The following is an 18,075-nucleotide window of genomic DNA, read 5'->3' as shown; positions in this document are numbered from 1 at the left end:
TTTTTTTGCTCTTTAAGGGAACTAACTTCACATAGAGCAGTCTGATTATATGAACCGAATTTGCATTACTTATTTATTGATAGCGAGTAGCGTTTTTTTGTTCATCATCATTCTCCTATTTGATAGTAGTAACCTCTATCTACAGCATTGCCCTTAGCAATAGCAGCAACCTCTTAGTTAGGTTGCTTTTTTTTATCTTTTTTTCAACAACGAAAAACAAAAAAGGCCTCAAAGAGGCCTTTTTAAGTTTACGAAAAGTTCGCTAATTAAAGCTTGATACCTACTTTTTCTAAATCTTTAGTAATCACAGATGTTGGTAATGGAACATAACCATCTTTCTCAACAATTTGTTGACCCTGCTTAGACAATACAAAGCGTAAGAATTCACGATCCATTGGTGATAATTCTTTATTAGGATGCTTGTTCACATAAACATACAAGTAACGTGAAAGCGGGTAAGTACCACTTGCTGCGTTGGCTGCAGTTGCTTCGATAAACTTATCACCTTTCTTAGAAATAGCGACAGCTTTAACACCCGCAGTCTTGTAACCGATACCAGAATAACCAATGGCATTTAGAGACTGTGACACTGATTGAACAACAGAAGCAGAACCTGGTTGCTCGTTTACATTTGGACGGAAGTCACCTTTACATAATGCTTTTTCTTTAAAGTAACCGTATGTACCAGACACTGAGTTACGACCGTAAAGTTGAACATCTTTTACTGCCCAATTACCGTCTAAACCGGCGTCACCCCAACGATTAATTTCTTTACCGCCACACTTATGTGTAGAAGAAAAAATAGCATCAATTTGCTCAATACTTAAGCCTGTTATAGGGTTATCTTTGTGTACAAATACGGCTAACGCATCAATTGCAACGCGTACTGCAGTTGGCTGGTAGCCATAATGCTTTTCAAACGCTTCAACTTCGTTAGGCTTCATTTTACGGCTCATTGGACCGAACTGAGAAGTACCTTCAGTTAATGCTGGTGGCGCAGTAGAAGAACCAGCAGCTTGAATTTGGATGTTCACGTTAGGATAAATATGTTTAAACTCTTCAGCCCATAACGTCATCATGTTTGCTAATGTGTCAGAACCAACAGAAGACAAGTTACCAGATACGCCGCTTGTTTTTTCGTATGTTGGTAAAGTTGGATCAATAGCAGCCATAGACGCTGCTGAGAATACGCCAGCGGCTGTAAGAGTAATTGCGCCGACAAGTTTGTTCAGTTTCATTTTAATGCTCCAGAATTAAGCGTACTAAGTTTTTAAAACGTAGTCAGTATCGACCTCATTGATGACAAGTCTATGACGATGATGTGACAGTTGTGTGACACTAGTAGTAAAACTGTCTTATTTCTACAAAACTAACATAATCAATTTATTATCAGTAGCTTACAATGTTACATTGGCAATACATTATTTTATCCAGTAGATAAAAAATCACTAAACACATTATAAACGAGATATTAACTGCTCAAAATTATAGCAACAACACTAAATTGTGACATTCGTAATACCAGTATAATCGAAAAGACTTATGCTTTTTCAACCATTGATTAACGCCACCCCAACTATGTCTATATACATTAACAGTCCCCGGCAGTTTTGAACTGTTCAGGTCAATAACATTAGTCATTTGAATTGAAAATTTATAATAAAAAACAGCACATATGCTGTTTTTAAGGGTTGAACATCTTGATGTTATTTATTGTCGAATTAACAAATGCGACGGAATAATAAAGCTAAAGATACTGCCTTTGCCGTATTCACTGGTTACGTTTAGTTCACTGTGGTGATGGTTGAGAGCATGTTTTGCAATGGCTAACCCTAAACCACTGCCACCCGTTTTGCTCGAGCGGGCATTATCTACCCGATAAAAACGTTCAGTTAAACGATTAATATGTTGTGGCGCGATCCCCACCCCAGTATCTTTCACCGAAAACAATGCTCCCGTTGCCACGCTTCGCCACGTCACTGAAATGATGCCACCAGGAGTGGTATAACGAATAGCATTTGAAATCAAATTAGAACAGGCACTCCGTAATTGTAATTCGTTACCATGGGTATTCAAACCCGGCTCACAATTAAACTCTAAAGTATACTCAGTGCCCGCCAGAGCTTTAGCTTCTTCTTTAAGAATATCCATCATCAGTGCCATATTGACGGTTTGCGATAAATCGATATCAGCGGCATCTTCAATACGCGACAACGCTAACAACTGTTCAACCATTGACTGCATACGAGTTGTTTGTTGCTGCATCAGGGAGAGTGGTTTGTGATTAGGAGAATCAGTTTCGGCCATGGTTTGCATTATTTCCAAATAACCTTGCAATACCGTTAACGGGGTTTTGAGTTCATGGGAAACGTTAGCCACAAAATCTTTGCGCATACCTTCTAATTGTTGAATACGGGTAATATCACGCGCTATCAATAATAATTGTCGATCGCCATAGCTCATAACCCGAATTTCAAGTAAACGCTTATCGGACACTGGAGATGGAATTTCTAACGGTTCTTGATATTGTGCTTTTTTAAGATAGATGGAAAAGTCTGGGTGGCGAATAAGGTTGTCGATCCTTTGGCCATTATCCTGAGGCCAAACAAACCCTAAAATTAACTGAGCCAGTTTGTTGCACCACAAGATATTGTGTTCGGCATCTAGTACCACTGCAGCATCAGGCAAAGCTTCTGCACCTTGGCGAAAACGCCCTAATAACATTGCTAACTGACCTACCCGACGACGATTTTTTCCCTGCAGACGATATATCCCATTAAACACGCCTTCCCAACTTCCTCTCCCCTGTGGTGGAGTGAGTTTTTTATCTTTCCATAACCAGAAATTTAAACGGGTAATTTGGCGATAATGCCACACGAGTAATACAATAGTTCCAACTAACATTACAATAATGACATGCCCGAATAAGGCACCAATAAGCATGAATAAAACAAGCAGTAAAGCTAACCGAAAAAATAAACGATATCCAGAATACGCGATAAACATAGGCTACCTAAATGCGAAATAACGCCGCCAAACATTCAGCATCGAAACTGATAATGAGGGCTAACGAGGAACCACAAGATAGCCTAAATAGACTGATATGGCTAGACAGCAAAACAGTTTCCAAAAAGGTAATGTCTATTATGACAAAACCTTTAAAAATGCTAATAAAAATTACATTCTGGTTGAAAAACGATAACCGGCACCACGAACAGTTTGGATCAACTTATCATGTCCACCTTCTTCTACCGCTTTTCGTAAGCGTCGAATATGTACGTCAACGGTTCTGTCTTCAACATACACATTGGTACCCCAAACATTATCGAGTAACTGCTCTCGGCTATATACCCGCTCAGGATGAGTCATAAAGAAATGCAACAAGCGAAACTCAGTTGGGCCCATATCAAGCACGGCTTCACCGACGGTAACTCGATGACTCACAGGATCAAGTTGTAAACCTTGCACATCAATAGTTTCTTCTAGGCGAGTCGGGGCACTTCTGCGCAATACCGCTTTTATTCTGGCCACCAGCTCTTTAGGCGAAAAGGGTTTAGTAATATAATCATCAGCACCAACTTCTAGGCCTTTAACTTTATCTTCTTCTTCACCACGTGCTGTGAGCATAATAATTGGGATCTGACGCGTAAATTCATCTTGCTTTAAGCGTTTAGCTAATTGAATGCCACTTCCGCCAGGAAACATCCAATCCAATAAAATCAAGTCTGGGTAAGGCTCTTGAAGCAACTCAATCGCTGAATCAAAATCTTCAGCAGCAGCTGTCGTAAAACCATGTTGATCCATCACAAATGTCAGCATTTCACGGATTGCTGATTCATCTTCTACTATTAAAATCCTAGCTGTCATATTGGGTTTCTACGTTGATTTGCCACGAGGCTATTATTAGACACTTTTGTTACAGATTTATGATCTAACGACTAACTTTGACATTAATCATGCTGTTTTGTCATAAAAAATTCATTACTGTTAGTACAATGTAAATCGAATTAGGATAATAAACTACCGAATAACAACACATCTCCTCGTTAATATTATCGCCTTCACAACAGTAGCTGGCAACTAATGAGTAAGTAAACCCTGTTAAAGACGACTTAACAAATATGTTATTTGGTAAGTAAACTATTTTGGTTTGCCCTATTTCACCCAGTCTTATTTCGAGTAAAAAATAAGTCATTATAAATGATCAATATTCAATCCTACAGAGACTAAATTTATCATAGTTAGTGATATCGGAACGACGGGATTCAGCCTTGCTAAGGTTTCAGAATTATTTTAGCCCTTAACGACGTGCTTATATAAGTCAGTTCAAACCCCATTAATTAACCATAAACCAAGCCATCGTAATGGTTTAAAGCACATCAAAACAAATGTAATAATTTAACCTAGTCCACTTTGAGTGATTGGATTTTGCTTAACCAGTAGCGTTTTTTGGAGGTTTACCACTTCGCTTCTATACCGTAGACTTAGCATATTGTGTTTTTCTTCTTAATTAATGAGAGCCTTCTATGTGGTTTAAAAATCTCACCTTATATCGTTTCAACAAACCTTTCTCCACCGACACAGAAACATTAGAAAATGCCTTAGCCGATTTCACTTTCTCGCCTTGTTCAAGCCAAGATATCAGCAAATTTGGTTTTTCAAATGCCCTAGGTAAAAAAGGCCAAGCATTAGTACATAGCGCAGAAAATCGTCATTTGATTTGTGTCACTAAAGAAGAAAAAATTCTCCCTGGCCAAGTGATCAAAGAAGCTTTAGATGAAAAAGTGGCGGAAATTGAAGAGTTAGAAAGCCGCAAAGTCACAAAAAAAGAAAAAGACACCATTAAAGACGAAATCACTACGACTTTACTGCCGCGTGCATTTTCTCGTCGTAGCCAAACTCACGCACTCATTATGCCTGAACTAGAGATGATTCTGGTTGATAGCTCCAGTGCGACTAAAGCAGAAGAGTTATTAGCGCTACTTCGTAAAGCTTTAGGCAGCTTACCGGTTATCCCGCTAAGTTATGCAACTCCAATTGAGTCGACTTTAACTCAATGGTTACAAGCTGGCGAAGCACCTGCACCATTTGAAATGCAAGATGAAGCAGAACTTAAGTCAGACTCGGATGAAGGCGGTATCGTTCGCTTTAAGCAACAGGTTCTTCAAGAAGATGAAGTGCTTGCCCATATTGCAACAGGTAAACAAGTGCACAAATTAGCATTGCATTTTGGCCAGTCGATTGCTTTTTTAATGCAATCAGATGCCAGCATTAAGCGTCTTAAATTTTCTGAAGAATTTAGAGCCGGCAATGATGAAGTTGGAACGGAAGATCCATTAGCGCGTTTAGATGCCGACTTTGCTTTAATGGGCAGCGAGTTAGTCGCCTTTATTAATGCCATAAATCAAGCATTTGGCCCTCTTGAACAAAGCGTCTAATTCAACAAGGACATACTATGAAACTATACGGTAGCTTCACATCTCCTTTTGTTCGGCACTGCCGAATAGCCCTATTGGAATCTACATTAGATTATCAATTTATTGAAACCGATCAGGCAAGCAGCGCAAAATTATCCCCAACAAAACGGGTACCTTTTTTGCAAGATGAGGAGTTATCGTTAACGGATTCTAGTTCAATCTTGTGCTACATCCGCCATAAATCATCAAAACCATTCCTTGAAACTGTGATAGAACTTGATCAGTTTTGCATGGTCAATACGGCGTTAGACAGTTCAATTAACTTGTTTTTCTTGTCTCGTGATGGCGTTGATATAGCGCGTTTTGATTACACCATTAGACAAGCCCAGCGTATAAACACCACATTAGCAGAGTTTGAAGCATTAGCACTCCCATTACATGGACCGTTTAATGATGTGCAATTGCGCTTGGGTTGTTATTTAAGTTGGGCGGTTTTCCGCCAACGGATTGATATCAAAGATTATCCAAAACTGAAACTATTTTTAGCCGCAATAGAAAAAGAGCCATTTTTTATCGAAACTGCTCCTCCAGCGTAATACTTGACATAAAAATGCCCTGTTATCAGGGCATTTTTTTCAATGCTGGCATCTCAGTGCTCAGAGCACAATGACACGAGTTGATTTAGTCAGCAGTGCTAATCCACTCACCTTTATCATCAAATGGCCAATCAACGCCTAACCACGCTTTATAAAACGCTTTTTGGGCATCGGTTGCCTTATCTAGAGGCGCAATAGTTAAGTCACCTTTAGGCTGCTCAGTCAGCCGTAAACTCACCTCTTTTAAACGATCATCACTGAATATGCTTAGCTTGATGGTATCGCCAACAATAAAATCGTTAAGGCGTTTAGTTAGTCCGTCCGCCGTTACCTTCAATCCATTAATAGCCACAATCTCATCACCGGCAGTTAGCCCTGCTTTCCATGCAGGTCCATTTTTAATCACTGTAGCAAGGATTAAATCATCATGCAGACCTGATAACGTCATTCCAGCATCAACAACAGTTTTAGCTGATTTACCATAAGTGGTGGTTAAGCCTGCGTGCGCCAATAACTCATCAAACGGTAGACTGAACGGTTGATTGACAAATTCTTGCCACCAAGATTGATAATCCTTACCTGATAGTTGCTTCAAAATGGATTGCACATCGGCAACGTTATAACCCATTGGGATTTTGTACTCTTGATAAAGCGCCTTATGAACATCTCGGTATGAATGTTCAAGCTGTGTATCATTCAACAAACTAAAATCAAGCGCCATTGATGCCAAATAACCTTCAGAGTAAATATTCACACTATGATTAAGTGCATAATCTCCCCAAGTACTGCTCCATTGGCCTAAACTGGCTTCTGCAATAGATTGGACCTCTCGACCTGGATTGTGTTGGTTGAGCACTATACGTTTACTTAAATCATCAAAAAATTCTTTTGCCGTGATAACTTCAGCTCGTAGCAACAACTGATTTTGAAAATAGCTAGTAGAACCTTCAGCCATCCACAACAGATCAGTTAAGTTTTCTGATTGGTAATCATATGGCACCAACCCTTGTGGTCGGTACGCTTTTACATTCCAAGTATGAATAAACTCATGAGATGCGGTGCTAATAAAACGTAAATAGTCTTCACGTTCACGGAAATTAAATCGAGGAATTTGAATGACAGTCGAATTCAAATGCTCTGTCGCACCACGAGCACCACTGGTAGCATGAACCATATACAAATAACGTTTAAAGGGATAACCATCCCAAATAGCAGATGCTTGGCCACTTATTTTGGCTAAATCTGCGACAATTTTTTGGGTATCGTAATTACCTTCCCCCCAAAATACCACGTCATAATCGCGGCCATCAGCCTCAAAGCTAACATGCTCACTGATCCCTGTTTCAATCGGCGAATCAACTAGCACATCATAATTTGGGGCGCTAAATGAATGTGATTTAGGGCCTTTATCCATACCAGAATAACTTTGCCAACCTTCAGGCACAGCCATTTTGATTGTTACGGGTTGCTGACGAAATGCCGGGCTATACATAAATACACCACTGGCATCTAAATAAGCATGGCTATTATCAATGTGACGCAAACGGTCGCCTAGTTCATTGGCATGCAGTTGATAAGTCACCTTAACCGATGTCGGTTTGGTTAAGGCTATTTGCCATTCACCGCTTGCAGTTCGTTTCCACGGTAATGACTGTCCTTTACTGTCAGTCGCATTAAACAATCTTACACCATCTGCAACGGGTAAGACTTGATAGCGACCCGTTCGCCATACCGGTAAATTAACGGTCAATTTGTCTGAGTCAGTTTGAGGAAATGAAACACTCACTTGAGCTAAATGATGCGCTGGTTGATTAATATCGATATGGTAATCAACATCTGCCAGTGCAGGTATTACCCAACTCATCGAAAAAATGGCAGTAGTGGTTAAAATTACAAGAGAAGTAGGTTTCACTCTAGGTTCCTTCTGGTATGATTCTATAGTTTTTGTTTTAAATTCTGAACAATTATAACGATCTAGGCACATTAACACAGTGGTAATTTACAACGTGGCAGTCAATACACTGAAATGACGACATCAAACCACAGTAAATGGACTTATCTTAATGAAGTCTACAATGTGGTTTATGCTAACTAAAACGATAAAGGTATCTCTTGCTATGCTGCGATGTTTTCCTCTAGTCAAATGTTGTTCAATACTATTCATATGTTACTCAATACTATTCAGTTCAGTGGTATCTGCACGAGACATTGAACAACAAGAGATATTGCTCAAAGAGAACCCACAAAAACTTTATACAAAGTTAGTTAGGGCCACCGAGTTTCCGTTGAAGTTTTCAAATAACGCAGAGTTTACACAAGCTGCTGAAGAATTAAGTTACCAACCAGATGAACTCCATCGAGATTTAGAACTATTGGCCCGGTTGAATTTAGAGGCAAAACTTAAATCATCGACTAAATATCAAGATGCTGAAATACTCATCAATCAACTAGATGCCATCGCATCTACCCCCCTTGAGCAAGCCATCGTAATAATGCTTAAAGCACGGATTAAGGGACGACAAAACCAAGAATATAATCAGGTGATAGTCCAATATAACAATGCGTTAAATATGGTTAACACAGATGTTAGCTTAGAAAGTACCCTTTTCAAATCTTCGCTACATGAGCAATTGAGCATGTTACACTCAATGTTGCTTCAACCTACACCTGCGTTATCTCATTTAAATCGTTACCGTGAAATCGCTTATCAACTTCGCAATGATTACTTTATATCAGATGCGGAGACTGAATTAGGCCGTTATTACAATCTGAATGGTGATCAAGCAAAATCATTACAGCATTATAGTGAAGCGTTTCGTCTCGCCAGCAACCTAGATTACCCAAGTATTAAAGCACACACACAACTCAATTTAGCCCGCACATACCGTGATTTAGAACAATGGGATGATGCACTAAAATATGCTCATAATGCTGCAGAAATACTTCAAGATTTAGGTCAGGATGCATACTTGTCTGACACATTGACTGTCATTGCAATGATTTACGCAGGACAAGATAAATGGAACCGAGCTGTCGATTATTATTTAAATGCACAACAAGTGAATGAGCGTAGTGGTAACGAAATAGCCACGGGGATCACTTTCCACAATTTAGGTGAAGCGTATTTCAAATTAAATAATATCCAAGCGGCATTGAAGGCATTGCAACAAGCAAACAATATCTTTAGAGAACGCAAGGTAAACCATTATTTAGTGCATAATGAATTATTATTTGCCCAAATCGACACTAATCAAGGCATGTGGCTTTCAGCCATTGACCACGCCAATAAAGCAATTGAATTGGCTAAAAAGAAAAACTTAATTGAAGTACAAATTGAAGCTCTGAGTTATTTATCTATAGCATACCGTAAAACTAACGACCTTAATGCCGCAATAGAAACCACTGATAGCATTATTCAACTGACCAATAAATCTCAAGAAAAAGCGCAACCAACTAATGATTATGCTGAACTTACTGAACAAAAACTCAAATTTGAATTGGGTTTGTTACAAGAAAAACTCGTAAAACAAACAACTAAAAATCAATATAATCAATTTATCATCTTAGTGTTAATAATTAGTTTCAGCATTGTAATTACATTATTAATTTTCATTTATAAAAAACTACAACAAAAAAACGAATTATATCTTAATAGTCAATATTTAAACTCCATTGATCCCATAACACAAATCCAAGGATACAGAGCTTTTATTCAACGAATAGACAATATAAGGCATATTGAACCTAAAACATTGGCACTTGTTAATATCAATGAATTAAATAATATTGATATTCAACTTGGGCTTACTGAATCAGTAACACTAATGCAGCAGTTTATCACTCAGTTTAGTCAACAATTAGACACCGAAGCATTCATTATACGTTCAGGCTTAATTGCCTGTTATTTCGATAAACAATATGAAGCTGATGCAATCTTAAAAGCGGTAATAACCTGCATAGAACAATTAAAATTGACCCAATTTACTATCCCCAACTTTATACATCAATCCGCTGGTCAGCACGTCAGTATTGGTCACATTAGTTTACCATTACTCGATAATCCTGATGTGAAAATTAGTGCTACATTACAATTCGAAACATTGCAGTATGCACTTGCCGCTGCAATGAAAATAACAGAGCAACCCGCTTATGTTTCATTACGACCACTTAATTTTGCCCCAGCGGCTATTTTTATGCCTCCACTGTTTTTAAACCTTACTCAAGCACTTAACCGAGGTATAATTCGTGCAGAAAGCAATCATGACATGCAAGATTTTGAATGGCCAAAACATTAATTGCTTAATAAACTCGCATTTTAATTAATTATATTGTTTTGTAAGTTAATTGGATTTGCTGCACAACATTTTTGAGATAACATCACTACAATGATACAACATGATATGTTAATTAATATGCATTAACATTGGTGTCGAATTAATATACTAATGATGACAATCGATACCTTTTTAGCTGACAAATTAGAGTAGGCGCTGCAAAATGAAAGAGTCAAATACAACGATAACTCAAATTTCGTTGATGAAGCAAAAGCTCAATGCAGCAAAGCTTGCACTCGAAGAAATTAATACTGACCGCAATGAAAAATTGAAGGTATTAATTCAGTTTATTACACATCTCAGCCTCGCATGTAAGGGGCAAAATATCGAGCTCGATAATAAGTTGGCTAAATTACGCCATCATATGCACAACTTTGAGCAAATTGATGAAGCCTTGCCAGAATTAGTCGATATTGAAAGGTTATTGAAATCTCAATATAGTCATACCATGTCTCGTCTAGAAGATAGCCGTAATGGACTCAATCGAGTCATTCGTCAGATCCAGCGTATTGATGCTGCACCAGACAAACTAAAAAAAGAAATAACCTATTTTAAACAAGAGCTAAATAAACCTTTTCATACCGTATGGGAATATATCCCCAAAGTTGAAAAACTTATTTTTTTCTACGAAGAAATTTTAAAACACCAATTTTCAGATGCCGACAACTATAAAATTTTGCCTCAACACATTCTGTTAGCCAAAGAACTAGCAGCTAAAATTTCTGAGATCGAATTTAGAAAAGATCAACGCGACCAAATTCTAGTCATTAAAGAAGTCTTACTCGGTGATATTAGTTTAAGTCACTTGTTGGACTCTTACCAAACAATACTCAGTTTACTGCTAGATAACATTGCACGCGAGAAAACGGCTTCGCAAGATTTTTTATTTTCCCTTAATGACGCCCTGCTTATTGTTCATGATGTAGTCAATAATGTCCATAATAACAGCCAACGAAATGAACAGCTTAAAGGGCAATTAAACCAAGAGATTAATTTACGGGTTAATAGTACAGGTGAATTAGTGACAGGTGCGGATAACCTTAACGAATTAAAAACTCAGCTAACGGTGCAATTGTCTTCAATTCGAGATGCTCTTTCTCGTAAAGAGGCACTAGAGCAACGCGAACAAACCATCTTGCGTAAATCGATTGAGTCAATGCGTAAAGAGCTCAACGCTATGAGTCAAGAAGCGAGTAATTACAAAGAAAAATTGTTTGAACATCAAAAGCTCAACCTGCTTGACCCACTGACTCAATTGGCAAATCGTACTGCGTTAGAAGACCGAATGGAACAAGCATATCGAAACCACATTCGCTATAAAACACCGTTATGGATTGCGATAACAGACATTGATCACTTCAAAATTATTAATGATAACTTTGGTCACAGTACTGGAGATAAGACTTTACAAGTCATTGCAATGGCTCTAAAAAATTCATTACGCGATAGTGAGTTTGTGGCTCGTTATGGTGGTGAAGAGTTTGTATTATTGTTGCCAGACATTAACAATGATCATATCTCAATATTATTGAACCGCGTGAGAGAGAAAATCAAAAATATTCCATTTAAATTTAAAAATCAGAGAATTACAGTTACATTATCTATAGGTGCTGCACAAGTAATGGAAAATGAATCACTTGAAGATGCTTTTGAAAGAGCTGATGCAGCATTATATCAGGCAAAAAACAATGGCAGAGACCGAGTCGTTATTGATATATAGTCCATCCCAAGATCGTTTTCTTTGGACTCAGGTATCACTCACTCGCGTCCAAAGGAATGGCTTATGAGCATAAAAATTAGTCCACGCGGTAGTCTAGATCAACTGTCACAATTAGAGGTTGAACGACTAAAACAAGGGGCTAAAAGCGATCTTTATCAATTATATCGAAATTGTTCACTTGCGGTATTAGCTTCAGGTCTTGTTAGTGACAGTTCTGAAGCACTCTTTAGTCGCTATAAATCATTTAGTATTAATATATTACAACACGAAAGAGGTATTCAGATAGAGCTGATCAATCCTCCTACGCAAGCTTTCGTTGATGGTGAAATTATCGCTGGCATTCAAGAGCATTTATTCGCAGTACTCCGCGATATCATCTACATCAGCAACAAGTATGAGAATTTAAAGCACATAGACTTAAGTAATGCGACTCACATTACCAATGTTGTATTTGATATTTTACGTAATGCCCAAGCCATTTCTCCCATGAAAGACCCTAATGTTATTGTCTGCTGGGGAGGACACAGTATCAACGCGGTTGAATATCAATACACTCGCGATGTCGGGTATCAACTTGGTTTACGTAAATTAGATATTTGTACCGGTTGCGGCCCTGGTGCAATGGAAGGGCCAATGAAAGGCGCTGCAATTGCGCATTCCAAACAGCGGGTACACAATGCCCGTTATATTGGCTTAACCGAACCCAGTATTATTGCCGCAGAACCCCCAAATCAAATTGTTAATGAATTAGTCATTTTACCTGACATAGAAAAACGTCTAGAGGCGTTTATCCGTTTAGGTCATGGTATTGTCATTTTCCCAGGAGGGGCTGGCACAGCAGAAGAATTACTTTATCTCCTTGGCATCTTATTAAATAAAGACAATAGTCATGCCTGTTTTCCACTGGTGTTAACGGGCCCCGCAGAAAGTGTGGAATATTTTACTGTCATTGATGAATTTATTGGGGCAACATTAGGCCCAGAAGCACAAAGTAAGTATCAAATCATTATTAATGATCCCGTCAAAGTCGGACAAATAATGAAACAAGGTATGGAACAAGTAAAAATTTATCGTAAACAAAAATGTGATGCTTACCAATATCAATGGTCATTAAAAATTGAACCCGAATTTCAATTACCCTTTGCTCCAACCCATGAAGTGATGGCAAATTTAAACCTCTACTTTCAAGACAACAAAGCTGAACTTGCCGCCAACTTACGTAAAGCGTTTTCAGGTATTGTCGCGGGTAACGTAAAAGGCGATACCATCAAGTTGATCCAAGAGTTTGGTCCCTTTAAAATTAAAGGAGATGCTAAACTCATGCTGATGATGGATAAGCTATTAACTGCTTTTGTTAAACAACAGCGAATGAAACTGCCAGGAAGCGCTTATGTGCCCTGCTACAACATAATAAAAACAGATGAATAAATTACTTATAATTGATGGACTCAACCTTGTACGCCGTATTCATGCGGTACTACCAGATGAAAATGATATTACCAGCGTGCAAGAACGTACGTTAGCGGCATCAAAAAAAATGCTGTTGCAGCATCAACCCACTCATTGCATTATCGTTTGGGATGGCAATGAAACATCTTGGCGTAAAACATTGTATAACGATTATAAAAAAGGCCGTAAACCCATGCCAACGGCATTAAGTGATGGTCTGGTTAACATTAAAGCCACACTGGCAGAAAACGACATCAACTCATTCGATGCCCAATCTGAAGCTGATGATGTTATCGCCACCATCGCAATGAAAATGATCAGCAATGATGGTGAGGTGATCATAGTTTCAACGGATAAAGGGTTTAGCCAACTACCGAGTAAAAATCTTACCTTGTGGGATCACTTTAACCAACAGGTTTTTGATGTTCAACAATATGAAAAAAAACTTGGGATAGAGCAATATCAAATGCTTGATTTTATTGCACTCGCAGGTGATAGCGGCAATAAAATCCCCGGTATCACTGGCATAGGGCCAAAGTCTGCTGCAGACTTACTTAATAAATTTAGAACACTAGCCAATTTGTATCGTTCTTTAGACAATCTAGGAGCCAAGCAAGCACTTAAATTAGAAGAAGGTAAAGAAATGGCAAGAATTAGCTATAAATTGGCGCAGTTGCAATGCGATATTCCACTAAATATTAATTTGAAACAATTTAGAACCAAACCGATAATAAACTAATGCAATAATAGGATATCAATACCATAACGGATTATCCAGATTATGAACGCTAAAGTGACTTATATTATCGGTGGAATATTCACAGCTTATTTACTGTTTGTTGCTGTAGTCATTTTTGTATATGAACCCCAGCCAGAAGACCGGGCTTGGGATGACCGTCAAGCATTTAATTTGCAAAAAATGAGTGAAATCAGTTTTGGGCAAAACCTTGATGAGATACGAACATTATTAGGCAGTGCTGATTTTGTCGAAGCCAAAACCGGCATTGATGGCCAATACCAAGTAATGTATTACCGAACTCACCATATGAAATCTGACGGAGAAACGACTAAAGAAGAATGCACTCCATTATTATTTAGGGATAATCTACTGATTGCATGGGGACAAGACACACAAGAACAATACTTTGCAGTGCCAATAACCAATCAAGCCCCGCAATAGATCGGTTTCCACATCATGCTCATCAACATAAAAACGCCCTAACAATATCTGTATAGGGCGTGAAAATTCAATGTAAACTAGTACTTATAAAATAACAATCAGCTTTAATCTGCTTTTTTATATTCCCGATAAGCTTCACCTTGGCGTAACCAATCAGGGGCTGGCGCACCTTTTAAATAATGGTCAAAGTATTGTTTCATCTTAATACTGTAATCAAGCTTGTTAGGGTACTTTTTCAAATGATGCGGTTCATCTTCATATTGCAAAAACACCACGTCTTTACCTGCACGACGCATCGCAAGATATAACTCAACACCTTGCTCCCAAGGTACAGCATCATCTTTATCACCAAACATGATCATCATTGGGGTTTGAATACGATCAACATAAAATATAGGCGAGTTTTCAATATACTTTTGTGGGGCTTTAAACAAACTTTCGCCAATGCGGCTTTGGCCTGTTTCATATTGAAACTGCCTTGCTAAACCCGATCCATGACGAATACCACTGTATGCACTGGTCATATTCGACACTGGAGCCCCCGTAACAATCGCTTTAAAGATATTAGTTTGTGTCACAGCATAAGCACTTTGATAGCCTGCCCAAGAATGGCCTTGAATACCAATTGCGTTAGGATCGCTCACGCCCATCTCTATCAGCTTTTGCACACCTGCGGTCAATGCTTTTACTGATGAAATGCCAGGATAACCGATCTCAAAGCGGATATCAGGCAGAAAAATAGCGTAACCATTGTCAGCGTACCAAGCAAAGTTAGGCCTATGATTGAGTTTCATATCAGGAAATGCATGTAATCTATCGCTCATAAAGCGGTAAAAATACACTAAAGTTGGATACTGTTTGCCAGCTTGATAATTCGCGGGCTTAATGAGTACCCCATCCATTTTGATACCATCACCATCACGCCAATGCACTAATTCCGCATTGCCCCATTTAAATGGCTTACGTTGTTTATCTAGGGTTGTAAGCTGTACAGCTTTCTGTGGCGAAGTATTATCCGCAATATACAAGTCTGGATACAAATCATAGCGCTGTTTTGAAAACACCACAGTCGCAGCTTTATCCGCTCGAGCAAGCAAGGTTAATTTGCTGTTACTCTCGGTTAACCTGTTCACGCCTGCTACACCAATTTTGACGCTGAAAAAACCATCTGCTTTTGATAGATGACTATAGCCTTGCAATAACACTGTTTCAGCATTATTCACTACCGCGGGTAACGGCTTATCTTGGACTAAACCAACTATTCTAAATTGAGTTTTTTGTTTTCGCCCCTCCCCGTTAGTCAGCATAAAACCTTGCTTCGATGCACTATTAAACTGCCATACATCGTATTTATCATATACCGTTATTGCACTCCCATCGGCTAACCAAGGACCAAAACCGTATCCAGGCGCTTCACTTGGGTAATCATGATCTTCATTAGCAAAGGGGGTGGAAATATTCGCGGTTAAATTAATCTTACGCTGGGAAGCAACATCATAAAGGTAAACATTACCTTGCTGATAATAAGCTAAATATTTAGCCTGCGGCGATAGCGTCGGCATTTCACCACTAGGTTGCTGAGTTAATACAGGGATTTTATTACCGTTGCTTACATCAACCAAATACACATCACGATAGAAACCTGCCCAGGTGATCATTTTTTGATATGGCACATCTGAACTAGCCAATAGAAAACGAGTTTGTTCACCGTAAGTGACATCTGGCACCATTTGATCGGCTAATTGAACTAACGTATTTGAATCTAGGTGTAAAACCGCTAAATATGTGCGTTTTAATTCTTGCTCATATTCTTTAACTTCTTGAGGCTTAATTTTGGCGTCATCGCCATGCCAAATGCGTAACTGCTTTTTCGCCGTAATAATCTCTGGATTAAAGACATCATTTGGTTTTTGGTAATCAGCAAGTTCAGCTTGTTGTTCTACTTTTGGCACTCGACCGACAAATAAACGCTGACCATCTTTTGAAAACTGCAGGCTTGAGTATTGGTTATATGTCCAACCTTCTGACTGAGCAAATTGTTGTTGTTTATTCTGCTGCACATCTATAAGTAACATATTGTACTCACGACCATAGCGTATAGCACTCGCAGCGCCTTTTGTCACGGCAACATATTGGCCATCGTCACTCATTGCTAATGCTTCAATATGTTCATCTGTACTTGTATAAAGTTGGTGCTGTGTTTGGTTATCCAGCGTGATTAACACAACCTGGTGCAGCTTACTCTCGCCTTGATTAACCGCAGCAACAAAATAATTACCTGTTTTATCAAAAACAAATCGTGTTACATCAGACAACTGAGTTTGCTGTTCTGTAGCTAGGTTTATTAAGCGAATATCCGCGCCTTTATCAGCCTTTTCAATCTCTGGGGGCTCACTATCAGCTTTTGCATTGTTAGTATTTTTCGTTTCTGAAGCTGTTGACTTTAACGCTATAGGCTCTGAAGTAGTTGGTTCTGGAATTTTTGATTCAGTATTTGCCAACTCAGACTCAGCAGGCTCTGGTTTATTAGCTTCAAACTTCACGACTAAAAAATGACCGTCATCGCTAAATGAAGCTGAATTGACCTTGTCAAATTGTTGCTGTTTTCCATTTTCGGTATTGAGCAACACAATTTGATGAGGTAAATCGTCCTTCTTTTTGGTTTCTCGATCAAATAAAGTTGCTTCAATTGTAGCCAACACAAATTTACCATCAGCACTGACGTTAACATCGGTGCCATTGATAATTTCATATTGCTTGCGATTATCACTAAAACGAATTAATGCACGACTATCTCCCCTATCTGGAGTAGCCTGTACCGCAATCACTTTGCCATTATCCGAAATAACTGGCTGTTGTAAGGTTTCAAAATGCATTATGTCATCAAGAGACAGTGCACGTTCCGGAGCCGCATGGGCACTAAATGACAGGCAAATTGCCAATGGAATTAAATTGAATAATTTCACAGTTTTCCTCTAATGGTTGCCGTAATGGATTATCTGTAATTTTAACTAGGTAATAATAAGCTTAACGTGCCAGCAGTAGACTTAACACACTACACTCGACCAAAGTCGTCTATATAAAAAATGCTCACCGCATAAGCTAATGCTCGCCAATAGCATATTGAACTGCCGATAAATTTTCAGCCTTAAGATATGTTACAAGTAAACAACTTGTAACAAAGGCTCATAGTAAAACAATCGGAATAGATTTGACTTAAAAATAACGGAAAAAATGTGATAATACTCACTATTTTCTGTAAATAAACGTTAAAAGTGGTTAAAATACGCCGCAGAAATCGACGATTTCTATCGTCACTTGGCCGTGTTATGTATGCGGTCTAACAATTGCAGTAACCACAACCGTGGAAGGACTATTC

Annotated in this window: 12 protein-coding genes; 7 read left to right on the top strand and 5 right to left on the bottom strand. The window is 38.6% G+C overall.

The window, feature by feature from the left end; all coding sequences use genetic code 11:
• Positions 1-266 precede the first annotated feature (266 nt).
• The 3 genes from ABIS04_RS05660 to phoB all read right to left on the bottom strand — a co-directional run bounded on the left by ABIS04_RS05660 (position 267) and on the right by phoB (position 3,867).
• Positions 267-1,238 (bottom strand): phosphate ABC transporter substrate-binding protein PstS family protein, encoded by a 972-nt coding sequence (locus ABIS04_RS05660; protein WP_350432861.1) that lies wholly within the window; start codon positions 1,236-1,238, stop codon positions 267-269.
• Positions 1,239-1,710: 472 nt separating this feature from the next.
• Positions 1,711-3,006 carry a phosphate regulon sensor histidine kinase PhoR gene (phoR, locus tag ABIS04_RS05655; RefSeq protein WP_140233714.1) on the bottom strand — a complete coding sequence of 432 codons (1,296 nt, stop codon included), beginning with the start codon at positions 3,004-3,006 and terminating at the stop codon, positions 1,711-1,713.
• 171 nt (positions 3,007-3,177) lie between these two features.
• Positions 3,178-3,867: a phosphate regulon transcriptional regulator PhoB gene (gene phoB / locus ABIS04_RS05650; protein WP_137221905.1), complete on the bottom strand. Its 690-nt coding sequence runs from the start codon at positions 3,865-3,867 to the stop codon at positions 3,178-3,180.
• Between the two features lie 659 nt (positions 3,868-4,526).
• Between phoB and rdgC the strand changes: the two genes are divergently transcribed.
• Together rdgC and ABIS04_RS05640 are read left to right on the top strand one after the other, a co-directional pair.
• Positions 4,527-5,438, top strand: a complete 912-nt coding sequence (rdgC, locus tag ABIS04_RS05645) for a recombination-associated protein RdgC (RefSeq protein ID WP_137221908.1) — start codon at positions 4,527-4,529, stop codon at positions 5,436-5,438.
• 17 nt (positions 5,439-5,455) lie between these two features.
• The gene (locus ABIS04_RS05640; protein WP_350432860.1) at positions 5,456-6,013 is read left to right on the top strand and encodes a glutathione S-transferase family protein; all 558 of its coding nucleotides are present in this window, start codon (positions 5,456-5,458) and stop codon (positions 6,011-6,013) included.
• Between the two features lie 85 nt (positions 6,014-6,098).
• Here ABIS04_RS05640 and ABIS04_RS05635 read toward each other — a convergent pair whose 3' ends face one another.
• Positions 6,099-7,925: a PDZ domain-containing protein gene (locus ABIS04_RS05635; RefSeq protein ID WP_350432859.1), complete on the bottom strand. Its 1,827-nt coding sequence runs from the start codon at positions 7,923-7,925 to the stop codon at positions 6,099-6,101.
• 373 nt (positions 7,926-8,298) lie between these two features.
• On the opposite strand from ABIS04_RS05635, the gene ABIS04_RS05630 reads away from it, so the two are divergent.
• The 5 genes from ABIS04_RS05630 to ABIS04_RS05610 all read left to right on the top strand — a co-directional run bounded on the left by ABIS04_RS05630 (position 8,299) and on the right by ABIS04_RS05610 (position 14,696).
• Complete coding sequence (locus tag ABIS04_RS05630; protein WP_350432858.1) at positions 8,299-10,308, top strand: tetratricopeptide repeat protein; 2,010 nt, start codon at positions 8,299-8,301, stop codon at positions 10,306-10,308.
• A 202-nt stretch (positions 10,309-10,510) separates the two neighbouring features.
• Positions 10,511-12,067, top strand: a complete 1,557-nt coding sequence (locus tag ABIS04_RS05625; RefSeq protein WP_350432857.1) for a GGDEF domain-containing protein — start codon at positions 10,511-10,513, stop codon at positions 12,065-12,067.
• Positions 12,068-12,130: 63 nt separating this feature from the next.
• Positions 12,131-13,495, top strand: coding sequence for a nucleotide 5'-monophosphate nucleosidase PpnN (gene ppnN, locus ABIS04_RS05620; RefSeq protein WP_137221918.1), 1,365 nt, complete (start codon positions 12,131-12,133; stop codon positions 13,493-13,495).
• Complete coding sequence (xni, locus tag ABIS04_RS05615) at positions 13,488-14,255, top strand: flap endonuclease Xni (RefSeq protein ID WP_350432856.1); 768 nt, start codon at positions 13,488-13,490, stop codon at positions 14,253-14,255. Before ppnN ends, xni begins: the two co-directional genes overlap by 8 nt.
• Before the next feature lie 42 nt (positions 14,256-14,297).
• The gene (locus ABIS04_RS05610; RefSeq protein ID WP_137221921.1) at positions 14,298-14,696 is read left to right on the top strand and encodes a DUF3192 domain-containing protein; all 399 of its coding nucleotides are present in this window, start codon (positions 14,298-14,300) and stop codon (positions 14,694-14,696) included.
• Positions 14,697-14,800: 104 nt separating this feature from the next.
• Here the strand turns inward: ABIS04_RS05610 and ABIS04_RS05605 are convergent, their stop codons facing one another.
• The gene (locus ABIS04_RS05605) at positions 14,801-17,662 is read right to left on the bottom strand and encodes a prolyl oligopeptidase family serine peptidase (protein ID WP_350432855.1); all 2,862 of its coding nucleotides are present in this window, start codon (positions 17,660-17,662) and stop codon (positions 14,801-14,803) included.
• Positions 17,663-18,075: the final 413 nt, after the last annotated feature.

Origin of the sequence: Shewanella sp. H8 (assembly GCF_040285065.1) — a bacterium.
In the GTDB taxonomy this organism is placed as follows: Bacteria; Pseudomonadota; Gammaproteobacteria; order Enterobacterales; family Shewanellaceae; genus Shewanella; species Shewanella polaris.
Note: the sequence above shows the minus strand (reverse complement) of the source record. Positions and strands in the feature narration are given on the sequence as shown.

What these genes read in the sequence shown, in the direction of transcription:
- ABIS04_RS05660 (WP_350432861.1), bottom strand. Translation starts at nt 1,238, where the DNA reads ATGAAACTGAACAAACTTGTCGGCGCAATTACTCTTACAGCCGCTGGC.
- phoR (WP_140233714.1), bottom strand. Translation starts at nt 3,006, where the DNA reads ATGTTTATCGCGTATTCTGGATATCGTTTATTTTTTCGGTTAGCTTTA.
- phoB (WP_137221905.1), bottom strand. Translation starts at nt 3,867, where the DNA reads ATGACAGCTAGGATTTTAATAGTAGAAGATGAATCAGCAATCCGTGAA.
- rdgC (WP_137221908.1), top strand. Translation starts at nt 4,527, where the DNA reads ATGTGGTTTAAAAATCTCACCTTATATCGTTTCAACAAACCTTTCTCC.
- ABIS04_RS05640 (WP_350432860.1), top strand. Translation starts at nt 5,456, where the DNA reads ATGAAACTATACGGTAGCTTCACATCTCCTTTTGTTCGGCACTGCCGA.
- ABIS04_RS05625 (WP_350432857.1), top strand. Translation starts at nt 10,511, where the DNA reads ATGAAAGAGTCAAATACAACGATAACTCAAATTTCGTTGATGAAGCAA.
- ppnN (WP_137221918.1), top strand. Translation starts at nt 12,131, where the DNA reads ATGAGCATAAAAATTAGTCCACGCGGTAGTCTAGATCAACTGTCACAA.
- xni (WP_350432856.1), top strand. Translation starts at nt 13,488, where the DNA reads ATGAATAAATTACTTATAATTGATGGACTCAACCTTGTACGCCGTATT.
- ABIS04_RS05610 (WP_137221921.1), top strand. Translation starts at nt 14,298, where the DNA reads ATGAACGCTAAAGTGACTTATATTATCGGTGGAATATTCACAGCTTAT.